The organism is Phytoactinopolyspora halotolerans (genome assembly GCF_010550675.1).
Lineage (GTDB): Bacteria > Actinomycetota > Actinomycetes > Jiangellales > Jiangellaceae > Phytoactinopolyspora > Phytoactinopolyspora halotolerans.
In genome coordinates this window covers 81722-105293 of record NZ_JAAGOA010000004.1, presented here as the reverse complement: position 1 = coordinate 105293, position 23572 = coordinate 81722, and the positions used below count along the sequence as shown (strand labels likewise).

Annotated in this window: 19 protein-coding genes; 3 read left to right on the top strand and 16 right to left on the bottom strand. The window is 67.8% G+C overall.

Translation table 11 applies throughout. The features are described 5' to 3' along the window. Positions 1-188: 188 nt before the first annotated feature. Positions 189-872 (top strand): GntR family transcriptional regulator, encoded by a 684-nt coding sequence (locus tag G1H10_RS06995; protein WP_216852986.1) that lies wholly within the window; start codon positions 189-191, stop codon positions 870-872. Between the two features lie 91 nt (positions 873-963). Here the strand turns inward: G1H10_RS06995 and G1H10_RS06990 are convergent, their stop codons facing one another. The 7 genes from G1H10_RS06990 to G1H10_RS06960 all read right to left on the bottom strand — a co-directional run bounded on the left by G1H10_RS06990 (position 964) and on the right by G1H10_RS06960 (position 9714). Continuing rightward, positions 964-1851, bottom strand: coding sequence for a carbohydrate ABC transporter permease (locus tag G1H10_RS06990; RefSeq protein ID WP_163735340.1), 888 nt, complete (start codon positions 1849-1851; stop codon positions 964-966). Positions 1852-1859: 8 nt separating this feature from the next. Continuing rightward, on the bottom strand, positions 1860-2891 hold the full coding sequence (locus G1H10_RS06985; RefSeq protein WP_163734739.1) for a carbohydrate ABC transporter permease: 1032 nt from the start codon (positions 2889-2891) through the stop codon (positions 1860-1862). Between the two features lie 11 nt (positions 2892-2902). Next, positions 2903-4204 carry an ABC transporter substrate-binding protein gene (locus G1H10_RS06980; protein WP_163734711.1) on the bottom strand — a complete coding sequence of 434 codons (1302 nt, stop codon included), beginning with the start codon at positions 4202-4204 and terminating at the stop codon, positions 2903-2905. A gap of 152 nt (positions 4205-4356) precedes the next feature. Beyond that, positions 4357-6525, bottom strand: coding sequence for an alpha-amylase family protein (locus G1H10_RS06975; protein ID WP_163734709.1), 2169 nt, complete (start codon positions 6523-6525; stop codon positions 4357-4359). Between the two features lie 580 nt (positions 6526-7105). Continuing rightward, positions 7106-7999: a 2-hydroxy-3-oxopropionate reductase gene (locus G1H10_RS06970; protein ID WP_163734707.1), complete on the bottom strand. Its 894-nt coding sequence runs from the start codon at positions 7997-7999 to the stop codon at positions 7106-7108. After that, complete coding sequence (locus G1H10_RS06965) at positions 7996-8820, bottom strand: hydroxypyruvate isomerase family protein (RefSeq protein ID WP_163734705.1); 825 nt, start codon at positions 8818-8820, stop codon at positions 7996-7998. Before G1H10_RS06965 ends, G1H10_RS06970 begins: the two co-directional genes overlap by 4 nt. 135 nt (positions 8821-8955) lie before the next feature. After that, entirely contained in the window at positions 8956-9714 is a 759-nt protein-coding gene (locus G1H10_RS06960) for a FadR/GntR family transcriptional regulator (protein ID WP_163734703.1), read from the bottom strand. A gap of 290 nt (positions 9715-10004) precedes the next feature. On the opposite strand from G1H10_RS06960, the gene G1H10_RS06955 reads away from it, so the two are divergent. Together G1H10_RS06955 and G1H10_RS06950 are read left to right on the top strand one after the other, a co-directional pair. Next, complete coding sequence (locus G1H10_RS06955) at positions 10005-12185, top strand: beta-galactosidase trimerization domain-containing protein (protein ID WP_216852984.1); 2181 nt, start codon at positions 10005-10007, stop codon at positions 12183-12185. Beyond that, the gene (locus tag G1H10_RS06950; protein ID WP_312856544.1) at positions 12100-13152 is read left to right on the top strand and encodes a D-2-hydroxyacid dehydrogenase; all 1053 of its coding nucleotides are present in this window, start codon (positions 12100-12102) and stop codon (positions 13150-13152) included. Before G1H10_RS06955 ends, G1H10_RS06950 begins: the two co-directional genes overlap by 86 nt. Positions 13153-13237: 85 nt before the next feature. Here G1H10_RS06950 and G1H10_RS06945 read toward each other — a convergent pair whose 3' ends face one another. From G1H10_RS06945 to G1H10_RS06905, 9 genes are all read right to left on the bottom strand, one after another. Beyond that, a complete protein-coding gene (locus G1H10_RS06945; RefSeq protein ID WP_163734699.1) occupies positions 13238-14161 on the bottom strand; it encodes an SDR family oxidoreductase in 924 nt (307 codons plus the stop codon). Positions 14162-14274: 113 nt separating this feature from the next. Beyond that, positions 14275-16017: a 2-isopropylmalate synthase gene (gene leuA / locus G1H10_RS06940; RefSeq protein ID WP_216852982.1), complete on the bottom strand. Its 1743-nt coding sequence runs from the start codon at positions 16015-16017 to the stop codon at positions 14275-14277. A 96-nt stretch (positions 16018-16113) separates the two neighbouring features. Continuing rightward, complete coding sequence (locus G1H10_RS06935) at positions 16114-16626, bottom strand: DUF2269 domain-containing protein (protein WP_163734697.1); 513 nt, start codon at positions 16624-16626, stop codon at positions 16114-16116. A gap of 124 nt (positions 16627-16750) precedes the next feature. Continuing rightward, positions 16751-17698 carry a GTPase Era gene (gene era, locus G1H10_RS06930; RefSeq protein ID WP_163734695.1) on the bottom strand — a complete coding sequence of 316 codons (948 nt, stop codon included), beginning with the start codon at positions 17696-17698 and terminating at the stop codon, positions 16751-16753. Positions 17699-17714: 16 nt separating this feature from the next. Next, positions 17715-20015, bottom strand: coding sequence for a DUF7937 domain-containing protein (locus G1H10_RS06925; RefSeq protein ID WP_163734693.1), 2301 nt, complete (start codon positions 20013-20015; stop codon positions 17715-17717). A gap of 267 nt (positions 20016-20282) precedes the next feature. Continuing rightward, a complete protein-coding gene (locus G1H10_RS06920) occupies positions 20283-20633 on the bottom strand; it encodes a cytidine deaminase-like protein (RefSeq protein WP_163734691.1) in 351 nt (116 codons plus the stop codon). A gap of 41 nt (positions 20634-20674) precedes the next feature. Further along, a complete protein-coding gene (locus tag G1H10_RS06915) occupies positions 20675-21955 on the bottom strand; it encodes a hemolysin family protein (RefSeq protein ID WP_163734689.1) in 1281 nt (426 codons plus the stop codon). 2 nt (positions 21956-21957) lie between these two features. After that, entirely contained in the window at positions 21958-22416 is a 459-nt protein-coding gene (ybeY, locus tag G1H10_RS06910) for an rRNA maturation RNase YbeY (protein WP_163734687.1), read from the bottom strand. Then, complete coding sequence (locus G1H10_RS06905; RefSeq protein ID WP_163734684.1) at positions 22413-23474, bottom strand: PhoH family protein; 1062 nt, start codon at positions 23472-23474, stop codon at positions 22413-22415. Before G1H10_RS06905 ends, ybeY begins: the two co-directional genes overlap by 4 nt. Positions 23475-23572 lie beyond the last annotated feature (98 nt).

Genomic DNA, 23572 nt, shown 5'->3' with positions numbered 1-23572 from the left:
CGCGATAGCCGGCGCGTGCGTCGCACTCGAGATGCGAGGGCGACATTGACATGACATCGCCACCGGAGAGATTTCGCGTCGACTCACCGACGGCGCGCGACGGTCAACGCCGTCGCCATACTGCATCACCGGTTAGCGTGTCACACAAGTTTATGTGTCTATGTCGCACCTGTGGCACCATTGAACGCGTGAGTCAACAGGGCAGCTTCACACTCGCACCGTCGTCCCTCACCGATGCGTTGTACGAGTCGTTGCGCAAGCGGATCATCAACGGGGAGATTCCGGCCGGCGAGAAGCTCACCGAGCAGCGGATCGCCAACGAGTACAACGTCGCCAGGCCTACCGCCAAGGCGTGCCTGGAGCGGCTCACGGCACTCGGTTTGCTCCGCCGCTCCGCACATAAGACGGCGGTGGTGCCGGAGCTGGACCAGGATGAGATCAGAGACCTGTTCTTCAGTCGGCGCACCGTAGAGAGCGCGGCCGTCTCCGTGCTGGCCGAGAACAAGTCCATTCCGGCCGACGCCGCACAGGCTCAGGCCGCGGTGGAGACCGCCGCCCGGGACAAGGTGTTCGAGAACCAGGTCGAGGCGGACATCGCGTTCCACTCGGCGCTGGTGGCCGGCATCGGCAGCCGCAGGCTGAGCCGCATGCACGAGCTCATCATGGGCGAAGTGCACCTGACGATGGGCCAGTTCCAGGCGCACCGCACGACGAGCCCGAATACCGTGGCCGAGGAGCACGCGGCGATCCTGGAGAGCATCGAGGCCGGAGACCCGGAACAGGCGCGCGAACGTATCGGCCACCATCTCGAGCAAGCCCAGAACCGTCTCCTGGCCCGCCTCGAAGCCAAGTCCTCCGAAACTCCTAAATGATCATGTGAAGTAGGTTTTCTCGCGCTCTACCATGGCTGCAGACCTGTTGGGGCACGAAGAAACCTACTTCACATGATCATTTAGGGCCGGGCTACTTGAGGCCGGTGGTGGCGATGCCGCGGATGAGGTAGCGCTGGGCGAAGACGAAGAAGAGCATCACCGGGATCAGCGACAGCAGGGACATCGCGAACAGCATCCCGATCCCGCTCTGCGTCTCCGAGTCCACCATCGAGCTCAGCGCGACCGGGACCGTGTACATGTCCACCGACGTCAGGTAGATCAGCGGCGTGAAGAAGTCGTTCCAGGTCCAGATGAACGTGAAGATCGTCGTGGTGACCAGCGCCGGCCGCATGAGCGGCAGGATCACGTGCCAGAAGGTGAGAAACGGCCCGGCGCCGTCGATCCACGCGGCCCGGTCCAGGTCACGGGGGATCGTCCGGATGAACTGCACCATCAGGAAGACGAAGAACGCATCCGTGGCCAGGAACTTCGGGATGAGCAGCGGGAAGTACGTGTTCACCCAGCCCAGCTCGGAGAAGAAGATGTACTGCGGGATGACCAACACGTGCATCGGCAGCATCACCGACGCCAGGGTGATCGCGAAGTAGACCTTCCGCGCCTTGAATTGCAGCCGGGCCAGCGCATAGGCGGCGAGGGAGCAGGAGAAGAGATTTCCGACGATGGAGCCGACCGTCACGATCAGCGAGTTGACGAAGAAGACCGAGAACGGCCGGTTCAGCACGTTCCAGCCCTCGGTGAAGTTCTCGAGCGTGACCTCGCTGGGAATCAGGCCGGGCTCGGACAGCACCAGGTTCCCCGGCTTGAACGAGCTCACGCCCATCCAGATCAGCGGATAGATCATCGCGATCATGAACACCCACAAGCCGGCATGTTTGAACACGGCGTTCCGCCGACGGCGCACCACGTGCGACGACGACGGTGGGCGGCTTGCGCGGCGTGCACGGCTTTCGGCGAGCATGGTGGCCATCAGTCGTCTCCGTAGAAGACCCAGTACTTGGACAGGAAGAAGTGGATAGCGGTGACGACGGCGATCGCCAGCATCAGCACCCACGCCAGAGCGGACGCGTAGCCCATGTTGAACGAGTTGAAACCCTGTTGGTACAGGTACAGCGTGTAGAACAGCGTCGAGTCGACCGGACCGCCGGTTCCGCCGCTGATGATGTGCGCCTGGGTGAATGCCTGGAACGATCCGATCGTCTGCAGGATGAGGTTGAAGAAGATGATCGGCGTCAGCAGCGGGATCGTGACGTGAGTGAACTGACGGATCTTCGACGCGCCGTCCACCCGTGCCGCCTCGTACAGGTCCTCCGGGATCTGCCGCAGCCCGGCCAGGAAGATGACCATAGGTGATCCGAACGTCCAGACGTTCAGCACCATCAGGGTGGACAGTGCGGTGGACGGATTCTGCAGCCAGCTCTGCCCCTCGATGCCGAACCAGGCCAGGGCATCGTTGACCAGCCCGTCGTGGCCGAAGATCTCCCGCCACAGGATCGCCACCGCGACACTGCTACCCAGCAGCGACGGCAGATAGAACGCGCCCCGGTAGAACGCCAGCCCGCGCAGCCCACGGTCCAGGATGAGCGCCAGCAGCAGTGCGAATCCAAGCTGCAGGGGCACCGAGATGAAGACGTACCGCGCCGTCACCGAGACCGCCGCCCAGAAGCGGTCGTCGGAGAGCATCCGCTCGAAGTTCGACAGCCCGGTGAACCGCGGGCTGCTCAGCACGTTGTAGTCGGTGAACGCGAGATAGAGCGAGGCGAACAGCGGCACCGACGTCACGAGGCCGAATCCGAGCAGCCACGGGAGCAGGAAGACGTGCGCGGCCCGCCCCTGCCGGCGGAGGTGGAATTTCCGGCCCGAACCCGACGCCGCGGCCCGAGTGCCCGACGACTCCGCCGTCGGATTGCCCGACGACGCCGCGTCGTCCGGGTCCGATGCGGCGCTGGCCGGCGCGGAGGCGTCGCGCACCCCCGCGCCGTGACGTATCCGGCGTGCCATCTTCCCCGGCCTCATTTCTCCTGGTCGATGCCGGCCTGGATCTCCGCGATCATCGCCTCGGACGCCTCCGCGATCCCGCTGCGCTCCAGCGCGATCTCCTCAGCTGCCCTGGACATCACGGTGCGCCAGGTGCTCGTGCCGGCCGGTGCCTCGTACCGCGGGCTCCGCTCGGCGTCGGTCTCCGATTCCACGACGGCGAGCATCTCCTGCTCGTCGTCACTGGCGAACTCGTAGGCTTCCTGGAGCAGCCGTGGGTTCGGCGGCGCGCCCATGGTGAGGCCGACCGTCTTGAGGAAGTCGACGCTGTTGATGTTGAAGCTGACGACGCTGGCCGCCGCCTGCGCTTGCGCGTCGTCGATCCCCTGATAGACGGCCAGCCGCGGGTAGTAGATGAACTTGTGCCCGGCCGCTGCGTCCGGGATGGCCGGCGCGGGCCGCAGCTTGAACGTGGAGTCGGGAAAGACCTGAGCCTCGTCGATGATGTGGTTGGAGCTGCCGAACTTCACCAGAACCCGCTCGCCGACCTCCGCCCAGTCCGGGCCGATCCCGTCCTGTTCGCTAATGGACAGCGCGGCACCCGCCGTACGCAGCCGCTCCCACCACTCGAACCAGCCGGCCAGTGCCTCCGCGTCGAAACCCATCTCGCCGTCCTCGGTCCACAGCTGCTGCCCGTGCTGGCGCAACCAGGCCTCGAAGCTGATGTCGTGATCGGCGTCGTACGGGAGGCCTCGACGTCCATTCGGGTTGTTGTCGTTGTAATCGATCAGGAAGTCCGCCAGATTCTCCCAGGTCCAATCCGCGTCGCCGGGCAGCTCGTACCCGTCCTCCTCCAGGTAGGTCTGGTTGTACCGGACGACCGGAACGAACGAGCCGTGCGGCATCGTGTTGAGTTCGCCGTTGAGCTTGAAGAACTCGATGTCCTGGTCACTGAAGTCGGACAGGTCGAGGGCGTCGAGCCCTTCCAGCGAGCGGTAGAGCCCGTTCTTCTCGTAGGTCATCACCTGGGCGGACGCGATCCAGAAGATGTCCGGCACGTCCCGTGCGGCCATCTGCGTGGTCATACGCTCCTGGAAAGCGGTGTACTCGGCGAACTCGGTCTCAATGGTGATGTCGGGATGCTCTTCCTGAAACAGCTCCAGCGCCGTGGTGTAGTTCTGCTGCCGGATGTTGTTGCCCCACCACGCGTAACGGACGGACGTCGGCCCACCCGGCGCCGAGCCGTCGTCGCTTCCACATGCTGACAGCAACGCCGTGGCACCCAAGGCGCCTGCGCCCGTGGTCTTGAGGAACGTGCGTCGATCCATGGTGCTCATCACAACTCCCTCGTTGGTGGTTGTTTGAGTTCGCCGCCGTTATCGGCGTGGGCCGCGACCACGTATGACGTGCTCGCCAGTGTTTCACTGCGCTAACTTGTAAGTCAATAGTTCGTGAATACTTGTTTGACAAGTTGACCTTCGGTGGCACCCTATGCCCGCCGCCACGAGAGCCGCGCAACCTCCAGCAGCTCGACGCTCGGCATCGTTACCGTGGCAACCAGGCCGCCACCGTCCGCGCCCTCCTGTCCGCCCTCGGCGGCCGCGATCTCGACCTCGGCCCCTGTGTCGGCGACGAGCAATCGCGCGTCGGCACCGCTCACGCCGACGGGCAATCGCACCGCCACCTGGATCGGGCCGACCGAGACGATCTCCCGAATCGGCCCCTTCATCGCCATCGGGTTGGTCAGGTTCACCGCGACGACCGCCAGCTCTCCCGCCCCTTCCCAGACGGCGACGTCGATCAGGCCGGGACCGTCGACCCTGACCCGGTCCGGCGCGGCCGACGCCCAGCGCACGGCGTTCGCGATCAGCCGGCCGTGATCCGGCTGCAGTTCCTCCCAGAACAGCGATCCGACGTTGAACGGCAGATAGACCGACCGACCGCCACCGCCGGGCGGCTCGTGCGCGACGACGGCCGGCAGCGACGGTTCCGCCCGCGCGTACACTTCCTCCATCGGCAGATCCGGGAAGTCCGGCACGAACCTGAACGGGACGACAGTGCCGGGCCGCTCCTCGACGTGGATCAGCTCGGTGCCACCGATGATCCGTGACGCCCCGCCATACCCGTCGCTGATCGGATGGTCGGCCGTGATCGCGATGTAGTTGTTCTTCACCGGGCCACGCGCCGGGCGTTCCAGGTCGACACCGAAGACGTCGGCGAGCCCGAAGTTGGAGCGACGGGCCCCGAGATCATCGCCGAGCGACGAGTGGTGGGCCGCCACCAGGCCTCCCCCGGCGCGGACGAACTCCCTGATGGTCGAGCATTGCTCATCCGTGAGACGCTCCGCGTTGGCCAGCACGAGCACGCGGAACCGCGCGAGCTCCTCATCCGTCAGGTTCTGATCGGACACCAACTCGAACGGGATCCTCGCCTCGACCAACGCATGGTAGAAGCCGTTCTCGTGCGCATACGGCCCGCTTGAACCACTCGACGGCCCGGTCGACGTCGTGGGCTCGAACAGTGCGACGTCGGCCGTGATCCGCATCGACGACAGGTGTGGCTCCAGTTGGGCGTGCAGCCGGAACGCGTCCGCGACGGGCTGCACCCAGCGCGGATCCGACACGGTGCCGTTGAACTTGGTGAACCAGGGAAAGGCGCCATGCGCGAAGCCGTCGACGATCCATGTCGAGACCTCCGCACCCGACGTCACCGAGTCCTTCCACCGATGCTGGTGATGCTCCGGCCCCACGGAGGTGATCAGACCGACCGGCCGGTCGCGGAACATCGCCCGGCTGCGCTTCCCGTTCCGCCCCGCCGACCAGGGCACCTCCACGCCGGACCGGCCCTGCTTGTCGATGAAGAAGATCGGGTAGTGCTTCTCCACCAGTTCCCGGTCGAGGTCCCGGGCGGTGACACCACCGAGGTTCGGGATGAACCGGGCGTGCGGCCGGATGTCCTTGACGGCGTTGTCCCAGATGCCCACCAGCTCGCTCAGCTTGCGGCGGCGCCAGTCGGCATAGGCACGCCAGGCCGGGTCTCGGCCGTCGTGCTCACCCTCGGGAAGACTGAAACCGGTCTCGTCCCGGAAGCTCCGGCGTGCCGCCTCACTGTACGAGATCCCGTGCCCTTGCCATCGGTTGGCGAAGATGGCGTCGACGTCGTAGGTACTGACGATCTCGCGAGCCACTTCGGTGATGAACTCCCGGTTGTACGGCCCGAACGGACACGTCAGCCAGATGTCCGGATAACCCCAGTGTTCGATCGGCGTCCCGTCGGCGGTGAGCGCCAGCCACTCGGGGTGCGCGGCGGCCGCGTCGGCATGGACGGCATGCGGATCGACACGCGCCATGACATGCATGCCGAGCCGGCGAGCCCCTTCGACCAGCGCGCCGAACGGGTCGGTATCACCGAGATAGGCGCTGCGGTAGTGATACGGGATCTTCGTCGGATAGAAGGCGATATAGCCGCCCGCGCTGATACACGCCGCATTCGACCGCGTCCTACGCATCACCTCGATCCAGAACTCGGGATCGAAGTTGACGGGGTCGTTCTCCACCAGCGTGAGCTGGGTCCAACGGGTGGCCGTGAGGTGCCAGTCCGGCGTCCTCAACACCGCACCGCTCGCCGAGATCTCGCCCGCCGTCACATCCAGCGCCATCTGCTCTCCCTTGTTCGGGGCCACCGGCACAGTCCCAAGCCGGGGCGTCGGGTCGCGGAGCGGCCGCTCACACTGTGCGGAGAGTATAGACATATTGTCTGACAAGATTTCAAGACTTACAGGAGATCACCAGAGCATGGCGCCCAGATTGGGGAGTTGACAGCGATCGCCACGTGACCACGAGAGGAGTCTTCACACACCGACGACAAGAGCCGCACGGACGAGAGGAGTCGCCATACGGCGACGACGGACGAGCCCACGGTGGCGGCGAGAGCAGCCACCGTGACGACGGCTCCGCTGCGAGTGACCGCACCTGGCCGGAGACCCTGATCCGCAGGTCGCGGCCGCGCACGTGCGCACGAGGCACAGGTACCCGACGAGGGCATATGTGGTCACGTCCTGCCGATTTCGTCACCGCAGCGCCGGCCGTACCGCGGCGAGAGACGAACGGACCGAGCGATCGGCCTGCGATCGGCCCCGGGGACCGGTCTTCCGGCGACCGGCCCAGGGCGACCGGTCGCCGGACGTTCATTCAGTATGAGCGGCGGGACACCCCGCCGCTCAGCCACACTCGTGGACGTCAGGTGTCGTCCGCGCCCGCCCGCCCGGACAGCTGCTCCACCTGCAGCAGCAAGGCCGAGTGGTCGAGCGAACCGTGCCCCTGCGCACGCAGCGACGCCATCAACCCGGCCACGTGTGCACCGAGCGGGATCGCGACGCCGGCCTCCCGAGCCGCGGCGGTGACGATACCCAGGTCCTTGTGGTGCAGGTCTACCCGGAACCCGGGGTCGAAGCGGCGTTCGAGCATGCCCGCGGCCTTCCGGTCCAGGATGGCGTTCCCGGCCAGTCCACCCGCCAGGACCTCTACCGCGCGCTGGCGGTCCACGCCGTGCGCGTCCAGAAACACGAGCGCCTCCGACACCAGCTCGAGCACACCCGCGACGATCAGCTGATTCGATGCTTTCACCGTCTGTCCCGCACCGGCCGGCCCGACGTGCACCACGGTGGAGCCCATCGCGTCGAGTACCGGCTTGGCCGCACGGAACGCGTCGTCGGCGCCGCCGACCATGATGGACAGCGTCGCGTCGATCGCGCCTTGCTCGCCGCCGCTAACCGGGGCGTCGAGCACGCGGATCCCACGCGCGGACCCTGCGGCGGCGACGTCGCGGGCCACGTCAGGCCGGATGGTGCTCATATCGATCAGCACCGCGCCCGTGGCCAGATGCGCCAGGACTCCGTCCTCGCCGAGCACCACCTGCTCGACGTCCGGCGAGTCCGGAAGAATCGTGATGACCACCTCGGCACCGTCCACCGCCTCGGCCACCGACGCGGCACCGCGGCCGCCGGCCGCCCGGAACGCCTCCACCTTGGCCGGACTCCGGTTGTAGCCGGTGACCTCGTAACCGGCTTTCACCAGATTGGCCGCCATCGGCGCGCCCATCACGCCCAGTCCGATGAATCCGATCGTGGTCATCGCAGGTTCCTTCCGTCGTCGTTTCCGTGTGCGAGCCAGCCCAGCGGGTCAGCGTCGTCGCTGGAGTACTCCAGCGCGATCCAGCCGCCGTACCCACCGGCGGTGATGTCATCGATCCAGGTGCGCAGAGGCAGGTCGCCACTCCCGGGGAAGCCTCGGCCCGGCGCGTCGGCGATCTGCACATGGGCGATGCGGGAGCGGTGCCGTTCGATGGCCGCCGGCACGTCGTCGCCGTTGACGGAAAGGTGGTAGACATCCAGCAGCAGACCCAGGTTCGACGGCCCCGCGCCCGCACCGCCGACCCGTTCGATGACCGCGACGGCGTCGTCCGCGCTCTTCAGCGGATAAGCGTCGGCCCCGCTGACCGGCTCGACCAGTACCGTGCCGCCGATCTCGGCCAGCACGTCGGCGACCTCGCGCAGGTTGCGCTCGGCCAGCGCGTCCTGCTCGTCGGTCCGAACCCCGTCGAGCCGGTTCCCGTAGAGGGTGTTGAACGCCGGGCAACCGAGCTCGTCGCCGATACGAGCCGCGATCCGTGCGCTGGCCAGCAACTCCTTCTCACGCCCGGGCCAGGACGCTATGCCACGGTCACCGGCGGGCATGTCCCCGGCGAACAGGTTCAGCCCGACGAGCCGCAGGCCCGACGCCCGTACGGCCGCGATGAACGAATCCACCTCGGCATCGTCCGGCATGGCCGTGGCGAACGGCCACCAGAACTCGACGGCCTCGATACCGGCCCTCTTGACGGCGGCGAGACGATCCGGAATGGGGCGATCCGCCAGCAGGATCGAGCAGTTGACGGCGTAGCGCGACGTATCCATGAGACTCCTGGAGCGAAATTGGTCCAACCGCTTGGCCAACAGCGAGGCTAGAGGCCTGGATCGGCCCACGTCAACCTTTCCCCACTCACCCCCACCTCCCCATGATCATGAACAGTAACCGTGCTATGTGAACGGTTACTGTTCATGATCATGGGAGGGGTCGGCTGCCTCGACCTCGGCGATCAGGGCGGTCTCGATGGCGCTCATGTGCATCGCCATCATCTGGTGAGCGCGGCGCGCATCGCCCTGCCGGATCGCCCGCAGCACCAGTCGATGATGGTCCAGGTACTGCTCCGCGGCGTGTTCCCGGCTGCGTGAGCGGTGCTTGAGTTCGCTCCACATCTGCTCTTGCGTCAGGTCGAGGAGCATCCGCTGCTGCGCGAGCAGCACGCTGTTGTGCGACGCTTCGGCTACGGCAAGATGAAACGCCCGGTCCGGCTCGGCGGCGTCCTCCCTGGCGGCGGTCAGCCGAGCCTGCTCTTCGACGGTCTCCTCGATCGCCTCCAGGTCGCTCGGGTGGCGCGAGGTCGCCGCGTGTTCCGCGCAGACCGGCTCGATCGCCGCCCGCGCCACGATCAGATCGAGCGGGCTGTGCTCCCCGATGACGGCGGCCTGGGCACGCAACATGGTGGCGCTGGATCCGCTGTGCTCGGTGACGTAGGTGCCGCTGCCAGTCCGGACGTCCAGCACCCCCGCATGCTCGAGAACGCGGATGGCCTCCCGCAGCGACCCACGGCTGACGTGCAGCTGACCTGCGAGGACACGCTCCGCAGGCAAGGAACTACCCGGCGGGAACCGCCCCGACCTGATGCTCGCCAGGATCTGGTCGACGACGGAGGTGTAGACCTTGGACCGCTCGACGGCGCGGAATGCGGCAGCATCTGGTTGAACCACCTGATGCGATCCTCCCTCGCTCTCCTGGCCCGTACGGCATTGGCGCGCGGCTCCACCATACCCTGACCATTCGCCCTGTTTGCGACCAGGACACCAGGCGCTACGCCGTTCAACGCGATCGCCCCGCCGCACCGCGCCTGTGCGCGTCGCCGACATTGACACGGCTCGACGCCCGGCTCTATGCTCGCAAATTGGCAAGGTGGTTTGACCAATATGAAGGCTCGACCTGGTCCCCCAACCCGCCGATCGTCCCGACCCGTCGCTCCAACCCACCGAGGTGCGGACAGACCGTGCGAATCACGTCGCCCCAGACCCCGCAACCGGCCGCTCCCGCTCAACGCCCCTGGTGGCACCGGCCGTTCCGCATGTTCCAGACCAACCTCCGCGAGATCGACGCCGGGCTCGACGTCGAAACCGTCCTCGACACGGTCGAGGCGCACGGCGCCGACACGTGGCTGCTGAACGCCGGAGGGATCCTCTCCTTCTACCCGACCGACCTGGGTTTCCAGACCCGCAACCCCTACCTGGCCCAGCGGCCCAGCGGCGACCTGGTCGGCGATGCCGTCGCAGCCGCGCACGCACGCGGCGTACGGCTGCTGGCCCGGATGGATTTCTCCAAGGTCACCCAGCGCATCGCCGCCGAGCATCCGGAATGGTGCTTCACCTCGGCGACCGGGCACCTGCAGCACTACAACGGCCTGGTGAGCGTCTGCCCCAGCGGGGAGTACTACCAGAGCCGCACCTTCGAGATCCTGGACGAGGTCATCGATCGCTACCCCGTGGACGGCTTCTTCTTCAACTGGTTCGGCTTCAACGAAGTGGACTACAGCCGCACCTACCACGGGCCCTGCCACTGCTCGTCCTGCGCACGCGCGTTCGCCCAGTTCGGTGCAGGTGCCGCCCTGCCCACCGGGCCGGACGCAGCGTCGTACGACCTGTGGCGGCGGTTCGTCGCCGAGACCATCGACACCCTCACCGGCCGCATCCGCGAACACATAGCCGGCCGCCGGCCCGACGCGGGCCTCATCCTCGGGCAATCCGCGGACATCATGTTCCACGAAGCGAACAACGCGATCGGCCGGCAGCTCTGGCCGCATGCGACCGCCGAGGCGGTCAGCGCGTTCCGTTCGCACCGGCCCGAGGTCCCGGTGCTGGTCAACGCCGTCGCCTTCATCGACATGCCGTACCGGATGGCCGGCGAAGAACCCGATCATTTCGCCCAGTACCTGGTCCAGGCGATCTCCCGGGGCGCGAACCCCTCCACCTACATCATGGGCGTGCCTGGCGACATTCCGTACCCGTGCCTGGACATCGCGGGCGAGATCACTCGCTTCCACCGCCGCTGGGACGAGATCTACGCCGACCTGACGCCCGCCGCTCGCACCGCCCTGGTGCAGCCGGATCGACAGCACCAGGACCCCGACCGGTATGCCGAGGCCACGGCCGAGTACCACGGGCTGTATTCGGCCCTGCAGGAACGTCACCTACCGTTCGATGTGATCGCTCGACGGCACATCGACGATATCGCCGGAAGCGGTGGCCTAGACCGATACGCGCTACTGATCCTCCCTGACCTCGGGTCGCTGCCGGTGGACACGGTCGCCACTCTGGACGCGTTCGTCGAACGCGGCGGCGCCGTGCTGTGTACCGGATCGTCCGCCATCACCGACGACGCCGTCCAGCTCGGCTGCCTGCCCGCCACCCGCCGCGAAGCCGTCCACGCCGGGCCCGAACGGCTCTTCGGCGTGTACGTCGCCCCCGAGCCGGCGCAGGCCGGCCCCGAGCCGACGCAGGCCGGCCCCGACGAGAGCCTTCCGACGCCGGCCGGGCATCGGGCCCCCGACGACGGCATACCCGCCGCGTATGCGGCTCCCGTTCTGCCCGTCCACGGGGCATACCACTATCTGGCGTGGGACGACGACGCACGGACCCGGCTCACGTTGCTCGGCCAGGCACCATACGGACCTCCTGAGAAGTGTCACGGTCACCCGTCCCTCCCCCACCCGGGGTACGCGCTCGCGAACCACGGCCGCGGCCGGGCCGCCGTGGTGCCGTGGACGATCGGCCGCACGTACCGTGACCTCGGGCTGACCACGGTGCGGGACACCGTCGTCGATCTCGCGGGCGAGCTGCTCGACGGCTCCGACGATGCGCAGGCGGACCTTCCCGAGCACGTCGAGATGGTGGTGCACCGCTCAGCAGGGCGCCTCGTCGTCCACCTGATCAACCTCAGCGGTGTCCGGAGGAACACCGTCGGGCCGCCGATCCCCGTCGACGGTGGTCGGCTCCGCGTCAAGGCAACCGAGCCCGGCGCCACCGCTCACGCCCTCGTCGCCGATCGCCCCTGCACCGTGAACCCCGTCGACCTCGCCGATGGCGGCAGCGGTGCGGGCGACGAGCTCGTCGTCGATATCCCTGCCTTCGGGCTATTCGAGGTCATCGTTCTCTCCGGGCCAGATCAAGAACGGTGAGCGGAGGCCGGAAGCCGATGACCGCCGCGGGCTCGTCCTGGTGGCCGGCCGGCACGGTGAGGCGGAACGGGAGCGGATCCGCGGCGCCGCAGGCGATGCGCCTGTCGAGTTCGTGCAGTCGGCGCGCGACCGGCCAGATCTGGTGGAGCGAGCGACCGTCGTCGCCGGTGACCTCGATGACGAGTTGCTGGCCCGGGCACGGAACCTGATCTGGCGGCACAGCTGGGCGGCCGGTGTCGATCACGAACTGACCGACGCCCTGTCGGCCACCTCCGTCACGCTGACCTCGTCCGCGGGCAACGGTGCGATACCCCTGGCTGAGCATGCCATGCTGCTCATGCTGATGCTCAACCGAGACGCGCCGCGGTGGCTGCGCGCCCAAGCCGAACACCGGTGGGACCGGTTCGAGCACGGCGAGCTGAACGGCTTGACGTGCGGCATCATCGGCCTCGGTCACTCCGGCAGCGATCTGGCCGCCAAAGCCGCGGCGTTCCACATGCGCGTGCTCGGCGTCAGGCGCCGCGCGCATCTGCCGGTGCCTGGCGTCGACCGCATCTATCCCCCGGATCGCCTGCACGACGTTCTGAACGAATCCGATTTCGTGGTGGTCACGGCACCGTACACCCCTGACACGGCAGGTATGTTCGGCGAGGCCGAGTTCGCCGCGATGTCGGAGACGTCGTGCTTCGTCTGCTTCTCACGCGGCGGCATCGTCGACGACGACGCCCTGCTGACGGCGCTGCGCGAGGGGTGGATCGCCGGGGCCGGCCTGGACGCACACGGGAACGAACCGTTGCCCCCGGACAGCCCGTTCTGGGACCTGCCTCACGTGATCATCACTCCGCACAACGGCGCGACGACGGCGGCGACACGCCAGAGAGGCCTCGATATCTTCGTCGACAACCTGGCACGTTTCACCGACGGCCGCCCCCTGCGCAACGTCGTCGACACACAGGTCGGCTACTGAACGGCACGTTCGGCCACTGACGTCACCGACGGCCGCTGACGTCACGGACGGCACGTGACCGTGACGTCGCCGGTAGCCGCAGAGATCAGCGGTAACCGGTGACGTCGGCGGGCTTGCCGGCGTCCTGCACCACCACCAGATAGCGCCACGCGTCCGGACGGCTGCCATCCACATCGGTGAAGCCGTACGCCTGGGCAAGTTGTCCGCTGGAGAGGGAGTCACCGTTCCACCGGTGCACCTCAGGGTCGGCCGCGAGCGCGGCCACCGCTCGTCCCACGTATGCCGGCGTCTCGGAGATGGCGAAATGTGGGACCTTCTCCACCGCGTCGCGCCAGTTCGCCTCGGTGACGCCGAAATGCTCGAGCATGAGCTCCGATCGCAACCAGCCCGGCGTCAGGGACACCGCCGTGCACCCGTACCCCGCCAGCTCCTTGGACTGCGCGAACGCCATCCGATTGACCGAGACCTTGGCCAGGTCGTAGAAGAAGGAGACGCGGTAGTTGGCCGAGTTGTACTCGAGAGTGCCGTCGGTGATCTCCACCACCAGCCCGCCCGGCCGCTTGACCAGCAACGGCAACGCATAGTGACTGGTGATGATGTGCGTGTCCACTGCCAGCCGTAGGATCCGCAGGCCGTCGTCGAGCGAGTGCTCCCAGAGTTTGTCCTCCCAGCTGAACAGCAGCTCCCCGCCCCAGATGTCGTTGACCAGCACGTCAAGCCGGTTCTGCTCGGACTCGATACGCTCCACCAAGGACCGGACCTGGTCCCGCTCGAGATGGTCGACCTGTACGGCGATGCCCCGCCCGCCCGCCGCCGTGACCAGCTCAGCGGTCTCCTCGATGGTCTCTGGACGGTCCATCTCCGAACGCTGTGCACGTGTGCTCCGCCCGGTGACGTACACGGTCGCGCCGGCGGCCCCCAGCTCGACCGCGATTCCACGGCCGGCACCGCGGGTCCCGCCCGCGACGAGCGCGACCCGGCCGGACAGTTGTTTCGATGTGGCAGTCATGCGTCAACAGTGCCAGCAAACCCTGACAGCCCACGTCAGCATTCCACCGGTGATCACCGACCGCTGCACCGGCTATCGGCGGCCCTGCCAGCGGTCGATGATCACCGGACGGATCAGGCTGCGGCAGCGCGGTTGACGGCGCTGACGACCGCCTTGAGTGAGGCCGTGACGATGTTCGCATCGACACCGACGCCCCAGTACACATCCCCGGCCACCGAACACTCGAGATACGCCGCGGCCCGCGCATCGGCGCCGGCCGTCATGGCGTGTTCGGCGTAGTCCAGCACGCGAACGTCATATCCGACGGTCGACAGTGCGTTCACGAAGGCGTCGATCGGACCGTCGCCGGTACCGGTCAGGGTGCGGCGTTCGCCATCGACGTAGACACCGACCTCGAGCGTGTCGCGCTCGCCGGCCGCCGACGAGGTGTGCACGGAGTTCAGCTTCAGCGGCGCGGTGCGATCCAGGTACTCGGCCGCGAAGATCTCCCCCATCTTCCCGGGATCGACCTCCCCGCCCTCGCCGTCGGTGAACGCCTGTACCACGCCAGAGAACTCGATCTGCAGCCTGCGAGGCAGGTCGAACTGGTGCTCCGTCTTCATCACGTAGGCCACGCCACCCTTGCCGGACTGCGAGTTGACCCGGATCACGGCCTCGTAGTTGCGCCCGACGTCCTTCGGATCGACCGGTAGGTACGGCACCTCCCAGCCGAAGTCGTCCACAGCCGTGCCCGCGTCCTTGGCGGCGCGCTCCAACGCGTCCAGGCCCTTGTTGATCGCATCCTGATGGCTGCCGGAGAACGCGGTGTAGACCAGGTCGCCGCCCCACGGGTGCCGCTCCGGCACCGCCAGCTGGTTGCAGTACTCGACGGTCCGCCGGATCTCGTCGATGTCGCTGAAGTCGATCTGCGGATCGATGCCCTGCGTGAACAGGTTCATGCCCAGCGTGACCAGGCAGACGTTGCCGGTGCGCTCGCCGTTGCCGAACAGGCAGCCCTCGACCCGGTCGGCCCCGGCCATCAGGCCGAGCTCCGCCGCGGCCACGGCGGTGCCGCGGTCGTTATGCGGATGCAGCGACAGGATCATGGATTCGCGGTGCGGAAGGTTCCGGTGCATCCACTCGATCGAGTCCGCGTACACGTTCGGCGTCGCCATCTCCACGGTGGCCGGAAGGTTGACGATCATCTTCCGGTCCGGGGTGGGCTGCAAGACGTCGGCCACGGCGCCACAGATCTCCGCGGCGTATTCCAGTTCGGTGCCGGTGTAAGACTCCGGCGAGTACTCCCAGTAGATCTCGGTGTCCGGGGTGATCGACTCGGCGTACTTCTGCGCGACCCGCGCTCCGTTGGTGGCGATGTCCGTGATGCCGTCGCGGTCCAGACCGAAGACGACCCGGCGCTGCAGGATGGACGTGGAATTGTACAGATGTACGATAGCTTGCTTGGCGCCGCGCAGCGAGTGAAACGTCCGCTCGATCAACGCGTCCCGGCACTGGGTCAGCACCTGGATGGCGACGTCGTCCGGGATGTGCTCGCCCTCGATCAGCTCCCGTACGAAGTCGAAGTCGGTCTGGCTGGCGGCCGGAAACCCGACCTCGATCTGCTTGTAGCCCATCTTGACCAGCAGCTTGAACATGCGCATCTTGCGCTCGGCGTTCATCGGATCGATCAGCGCCTGGTTGCCGTCCCGAAGATCGACGGCGCACCAGGCGGGCGCGGTGTCGATTCGCCGGGTGGGCCAGGTTCGATCCGGCAGCTCGACGGCGATCTGCTGGTGGAACGGCGTGTACCGGTGCACCGGCATGCGGGACGGCTGCTGTACGGGCGGCCAGACTGTGGCGGGGTCAGCGGAATTCATGGTGAAAGGCTCCTGATATGCGGTCGAGACATGCACGACCGGCAGCGCAAACTCACCGCGGCGAGGGAGCCGGTCTAGCGAACCTCACCGCGGCAGCTAAGCAGGAGGCCGAAGCGCCGCACGAGAACGAACCTTACCAGCCTGCCGCGCGGCACGCGACCGGCCAGGCCGGTACACACTCAGCGCCACGTTGATCAACAGCAGTGTGCAGGAGACAGACGGGCCGATCATCAACCCTCCCTGCTCATCGACGGGCAGCGTGGCGCCGGCCTCAGCCGCGACCCGCAGCTCGGGAGTCAGCACGAGCAGCACGAGCGTCGCCATCGCCGCGGTGGTGACGAGCTTCACCGCCACCCACGCGTGCCGGAACAGACCCCAATGCGTTCCCACGGCCAGGCACAGGCCGCTGCCGAGGGATAACAGGCTGAGCGGGACCACCAGCACGGCACCGACGCGCTCCGCGGCCGGGTACGCCGACTCAGGGCGCAGGTCGCCGGTCACCACACCGCTGAGAAGGATGAGCAGTACGGCGGCGCCACCGAACCAACCAACAGATGCCGCGGTGTGCACGAACAACATCAACTTTCGGACGTTACGGGAAAGCCTCATGGTTCGAGGGTGCCGTCGAACAGCGGTACGGTCGTCCGTCAGGCGGCGCAGTCGGCCGTACTCCCGGCGACGTATCCCGGCGCGGTCCTGCCGCTCGGAAGCGGACCGCTCAGAAGCCGACCGCTCAGAAGCCGAGCCGGCCGAGCTTCTTCGGGTCGCGCTGCCAGTCCTTGGCGACCTTGACGTGCAGATCCAGGTAGACCGGCGTGCCGAGCAGCCGTTCGATGTGCTGCCGCGCCTGGGTACCGACCTCACGCAGCCGGGCGCCTTTGCGGCCGATGACGATCGACTTCTGGCTGTCGCGCTCCACATAGATGTTGACGTGCACGTCGAGCAGCGGCCGGTCCTCGGGCCGGTCCTCGCGCGGGATCATCTCCTCGACGACCACGGCGATGGAATGCGGCAGCTCCTCCCGGACCCCTTCCAGCGCCGCCTCCCGGATCAGCTCAGCGACGAGTTTCTCCTCCGGCTCGTCGGTCAGCTCACCCTCCGGGTAGAGCGGCGGACCCGGCGGCATCTGATCCAGTAGCAGACCGGCCAACAGATCCAGTTGGGCGCCGGTCTGCGCCGACACCGGCACCACCTCGGCCCAGTCGATCTCGGCGTCCGCGCCGAGCGCCGCCACCGCGCTGAGCTGCTCCGCGAGCTGCGCCTCAGTGATGGTGTCGATCTTGGTCACCACCGCCACCTTCGGGGTCCGAGCGATCTCCGCGATCGCACCGGCGATGAACCGGTCGCCCGGACCGACGCGCTCGTCCGCGGGGATGCACATCCCGATGACGTCCACCTCGGCCCAGGTGGTGCGGACCAGGTCATTCAACCGCTGACCGAGAAGCGTCCGCGGGCGATGCAGGCCGGGCGTATCGACCAGAACCAGCTGGCCGTCGTCCCGGTGGACGATCCCACGGATCGCGTGCCGCGTCGTCTGCGGACGGCTTGACGTGATCGCCACCTTCTCGCCGACCAGGGCATTCATCAGCGTGGATTTGCCCGCGTTCGGCCGTCCGACGAAGCAGGCGAACCCGGAGCGGTAACCGTCCGGGCCGCCCGCCTCGTCGCTGAAGGCCGTCACCGTCTACCCGGCGTCGTCACTGCTGCCGACGTCGCAGTGCGTGATCGACGGCCGGGTCGCCCAGCTGTGCCAGCCACTCCAGCAGGCCCGGGTACGCCGACGGGTTCAGCGCGACGAGCGGCCGGAGAGCCGGCTCCTTCTGAGCGATGTCGGCCAGCGTCTGCAGCGGCGTGTTCGGATCGGACGCCATCTCCGCGGTGAAGCCGGACGCGGTCCCCTCCGGCTGCGGGGCCTCCGGCACCTGTGCCGGCGTGCCCGTGCCGAGCACCTCGGTGGCCTGGTCGCCGGTGGTGGAAGGCGACTGCGCGGTAGACGGCAGGACCTGCGTCTCCGACTCACCGTCTGTCTGTTCCGGCCCAGCGCCGGTCTCCGGCTCGGTGCCGGGCTCCCCGGTGGTCGCCGCGAAGACCTGGGTCGGGCGGTCCTCCGTGCGCATACCCGGCTGTGCGTCTGCCGCCTCGGCTTGGTCACTCTCGTCGCGACCCGGCTGCTCGCCGGACTCCGCCTGCGTCGCCGTCGAGTCCTCCTCGACCTCGGCGGACGCGGGTTCCACCGCGTCGTGCGGTGCACCCGTCGCCTGCTCGGCCTGCGCCGCCGCCCCGGCGGTCTCGTCGACGCTGGACGTGCGCGGACGTTCCTCTCCGGCCGCGGGCTGCTGCGTGCCCGCCTGCGGCCAAGCCTGAGCCGGCGCGGCACCACCCGACGACGCGGGTCCATACGGGCCGGGCGCACCGGCCGCCGGCCCACCGGCCGGATACCCGGGCCCACCGGGCTGAGCCACGCCCGGGCCGCCGGCCATCGTCTGCTGGCCCGCACCACCATTGAGCGAGGCCTGGCCGAAGGAGAACGCACCGAGTTCGTCGCGGACCGACTTCGGCACCGTCAACGCGATCACCAGAGCCACCGCGAAGACGAAGTACGCGCTAATCACGGTAGCCGATCCGACGGCCACCTGGGCAGCGTCGGAGCTGCCGAGTACCGTCGCCATGACGATACCGATGATGACGAGCGCGCCGGCGACGCCGACCGCCACGGGCCGTCCCGCCCGCGCGTCGGCGGTCAGAGCCTGCCGGGCGACCAGGAACGCCGCCAGAGCGAAAAGGGAGAACACGAGCACGGTGATGTACGCGCCACGTGCATCCTCGTTCTCGATCAGCGTGAACGCGTAGAGAGCGATGGACAGGACCGCGATCACGACGCCGGTCTCCAGTAGCCGCAGGGCCATACCGATCCAGCGCCGCGCCCCGGCCTCGGGGCGGATCAGCGCCGCTACGCTCGGTGCGGCGGCCGCCACCCCGATGGCCGGCCAGAAGAGGAACTCCGGGCCCTGGAATCGCAGCCACCAGCTCTCGCCGATGGTCTCGTCCGCACCGAGTGCCCAGAACGACATCATCAGACCGACCACGCCGAGGACGATGGCGACGTCCCGCCATGCCGCTTGCCCGCGCAGCAGTCCCGCGGCGGCCAGCGCCGGTACTCCCACGAAGAACACGACGCTGAGCAACAGGACGACGATCTCGCTCCACTCGTAGACGTCGCCGAAGTCGATGAGGAAGATGACCGCACTCACGATGCCGCAGAGGACGCCGAGCCCCGCGAGCCCCAGGGTGATGGAGCGCCACAGCATGCCGTCCGTGGTGCTCGCGTCCTGTTCGGAGGCGCGAGCCTGGGCGGCGAGCAGCGCACCGGCGAGACCGATCACGACGCCGACGCCGACGCCGTCCCCCACATCGGTGCCCCGCAACGTGGTGTCACCGAGATAGCCGAGCACCAGGGTCAGCAGCACCACGATCAGGTACGGGGCGTTCGCGAGCAATCGCACGAGCCGCAATTGGGCCGCGCCGAGCGTCGGCGGCAGGACGTTGACGGCACGCAGATACGGCAACGAGAGCGATACCACGGAGAGCAACGTGACCAGGATGACGTACACCTTGCCGGTCGCGTTGTCCTCGAAATCCCACGCCATGCCGAGCGGGATCAACAGCAACAGCAGGGCGAGAGCGTCCCGGACGTAGTCGAAGACGGGGATCGACGCGAACGGGTTCGGGCGCGCCGCCGCCGGCTGCCCGCCGTACGCCCCTGGATACTGCTGCGCGGCCCCTGGTGCCATCGCGCCCGGCTGGCCAGGCACCGGCTGACCGGGCGCCGGCTGCGCCGGAGCCGTGCCGGGCTGCGGTCCGACGGGCTGCTGCGCAGGCGGCTGCTGCGCGGGTCCCTGCGGCCCCGGACCCGGCTGCGGACTCTCCGGCTGACCTCCTCCCGGACCAGCCGCGGCCGGACCGGTGGGTGGCTGCCCGCCGGCCGGCTGTGTGGTCATCGGCTGACCACAATTGGCGCAGTACGGCGTCCCCGTCGCACGCGCGCCGCAGTTTCCACAGAAGTTCATCAGCACATCTCCAGTCCGGTCGAACGCCCTGCCGCTCATGCTCCCGTCGCACAGGACACTGCCGCACGTTAACGCACCACGGCCATCAAGAACAGTGCCCTCGCCGAGGGAAGATCAAACACTCATACCATTCCTAGCTTTACCCGCCGGAAACCCATCGCTCGCCCCATTTCGCGGCGCTCGCTCTCAGGACCGGCGTCACGCCCGCCGGGTGGAGATCGGGGTCCCGTCCGGTGCGGCGACATGCACCGGCGTTCCTGCGCCGCCAAGGTCCGCCACCACGGTCACGTCGACGTCGTCCGGGGCACGCTCGGTGACCACGGCCGCCGCTTCCAGGCCCTGCGCGCCACTCGAGGCCGCAACGACCACCGCGGCCTGCAGCGCGGTCAACGGCAGCGAGGCCAGCCCGACCGACGAGGCCGTATACGTGCGGCCGTCCAGATCCCGCACCGCTGCCCCCTCCGCGGCGCGATTGCGCGCCCGGACGCTGCGCGCCAGCGTGATGATCTTCGCATCTTCCGGGTCGATCGTTCTCTCCGACTCACTCACGGCGCCATACTCTCATCACGGTCGACGACGACTACGTCGGCTCACGCTCCGGACTCTTCGTGCGTGCGCCGGACCTTGACGGTACCGATCCGGTTCCGGCGGCCGGTGGTGTCCTCGGCTTCCAGATGCAACTCCCCCACCTGTATCTGTGCTCCCGAGATCGGTACCCGCCCCAGATGCTTGGCCAGCAGACCGCCGACGGTGTCGACGTCCTCGTCCTGCAACTCGATCCCGAACAGCTCGCCGAGGTCGTCGACGTGCAACCGAGCGCTCACCCGGACTGCCCCGTCGTCGAGAACCTGCACGGTCTCCTCGGCGGTGTCGTACTCGTCGGTGATCTCACCGACGATCTCCTCGATGATGTCCTCGATGGTCACCAGCCCGGCCGTGCCGCCGTATTCGTCCACGGCGATCGCCACGTGCGTCCGCTGGGCCTGCATCTCCCGGAGCAGATCGTCGACCGGTTTGGAGTCGGGCACGAACAGCGCGGGGCGGGTCACCGAATCCACGCGTTCGACGGTCTCGGCATCCCGGTCATCGTGCAGCCTGCGCGCCACGTCCTTGAAGTAGACCATGCCCACGATGTCGTCGAGGCCGCCCTCGCCCACCACAGGGATCCGGCTGAACCCGCTGCGCAGCGCCAACGACTCCACCTGGCGCAAGGTCTTATACGACTCGATGAAGACCACGTCCGTCCGCGGCACCATGACTTCGCGCACCACGGTATCGCCCAGTTCGAAGATCGAGTGGATCATTTCCCGTTCACCGGATTCGATGATCTGCCCCGCTTCGGCCAGGTCGACCATCTCCCGCAGCTCCGCCTCGGTGGCGAACGGCCCCTCCCGGAAGCCCTTCCCCGGGGTGAGCGCGTTCCCCAGCACGATGAGCAGCCTCGGGATGGGGCCCAGCACGCGAGTCAGGGTGAGCAGGGGACCGGACAACACCAGTGCCACCGGCTCAGCGTGCTGACGGCCGAGCGTGCGCGGCGCGACGCCGATCGCGACGAAGGACACCACCAGCATCACCAGCGCCGCGACCAGCACCGTGCCGAACCTGGTGTCGAACTGCTCGACCGCCACCACGGTCACCACCACGACAGCGGTGATCTCCGCCGCGATCCGCAACAACAACGCCGTGTTCAGCGCGGGCGCCGGGTCGATCACCAGCTTCTGCAGCGCCTTCGCACCACGGCGGCCCTGCTTGACCAGGGCGTCGGCACGAACACGGGAGAATGCCGTCAGCGCGGCATCGGCCATGGCGAAGACCCCGGCGACCAGGACGAGCGCGACCGCTGCGACGAGCAGCCACTCAGCTCCGTTCATCCCTAGGCCGTTCGCGCGGATTTCCAGTCGGCGAGGAGCGTGTTCTGCAACCCGAACATCTCTCGCTCCTCCTCCGGCTCGGCATGGTCGTAGCCGAGCAGGTGAAGGATGCCGTGAGTGGTCAACAGGTGCAGCTCATCCTCGGTACTGTGACCGCTTCCCCGAGCCTGTGCGGCGGCCACCTCCGGGCACAGCACCACGTCGCCCAGCAACCCGGAGACCGGTTCGCCTCCTTCCGGCGGCGGCCGCAACTCGTCCATCGGGAAGGACAGCACGTCGGTCGGGCCGGGCTCGTCCATCCACTGCACGTGCAGCTCTTCCATCGTGTCCGTGTCGACCAGCAGGATCGCCATTTCCGCCTCGGGGTGGATCCGCATCCGGTCCAGCACGAACCGGGAGAGATCAGACAGGGCCTTGACGTCGACGTCGCTGCTGGTCTCGTTGTTGACCTCAATGGTCACTGACGTCTCCCGGAAGAACGCTGACGGTCCCGATCGCGCCCGCGGCCACCTTGCCGGGTATTCGTGTGTCCGGCCGCCTGGTCCGCGTCGTACTGGGCGTAGGCATCGACGATGTCGCTGACCAGCCGGTGCCGGACCACGTCGTGGCTGGACAGCCGGCAGAAATGGACGTCATCGACGCCGGCCAGGATGCCTTCGACCACCTTGAGCCCGCTGAACGTGCCGGTCGGCAGGTCGACCTGGGTCACATCGCCGGTGACCACCATCTTCGACCCGAAACCCAGCCTGGTGAGGAACATCTTCATCTGTTCCGGCGACGTATTCTGCGCCTCGTCCAGGATCACGAACGCGTCGTTGAGCGTCCGGCCGCGCATGTACGCCAACGGTGCCACCTCGATGGTGCCCTCGGTCATCAGGCGCGGAATCGACGCGGGATCCATCATGTCGTGCAACGCGTCGTACAGCGGCCGCAGGTACGGGTCGATCTTCTCGCTCAGCGTGCCGGGCAGATAACCCAGCCGCTCGCCCGCCTCGACCGCGGGGCGGGTCAATACGATCCGGTTGACCTGCTTGGCCTGCAGCGCCTGCACCGCCTTGGCCACCGCCAGGTACGTCTTTCCGGTGCCCGCAGGACCGATGCCGAACACGATGGTGTGCTGGTCGATCGCGTCGACGTACCGCTTCTGGTTCAGCGTCTTGGCCCGGATGGTGCGGCCACGGTTGGAGAGGATGTTAGCGGTGAGGACATCGACCGGCCGCTCCGCCGTGCGAGCGCGGAGCATCGCGACCAGGCGCTCGACCGCCTCCGCGTTCAGCCCTTGGCCGGTCCGGACGACGGCGACCATCTCGTCGATGGCACGCTCGGCTTCAGCGATCTCGTCGGATTGGCCGGTCAGCGTGATCTCGTTGCCCCGCACATGAACATCGACCTCGGGGTACGAGTCTTCGACCACGCGGATGAGCTCGTCCCCGGATCCGAGCAAGCTCACCATCGGAATACTCGTTGGGACAACGATCGTGTGCTGGGCCCTGTCCGGGGCCCTGTCTACTTCGGTCATGGGCCGGCCCTCACGGGCCCCGATCACACTACCCTCCGGTCTCGGTTGCGGCCCCGGGCCGCGCCACCCGAGGGCGCTTCCCATTGCCGCATACGACA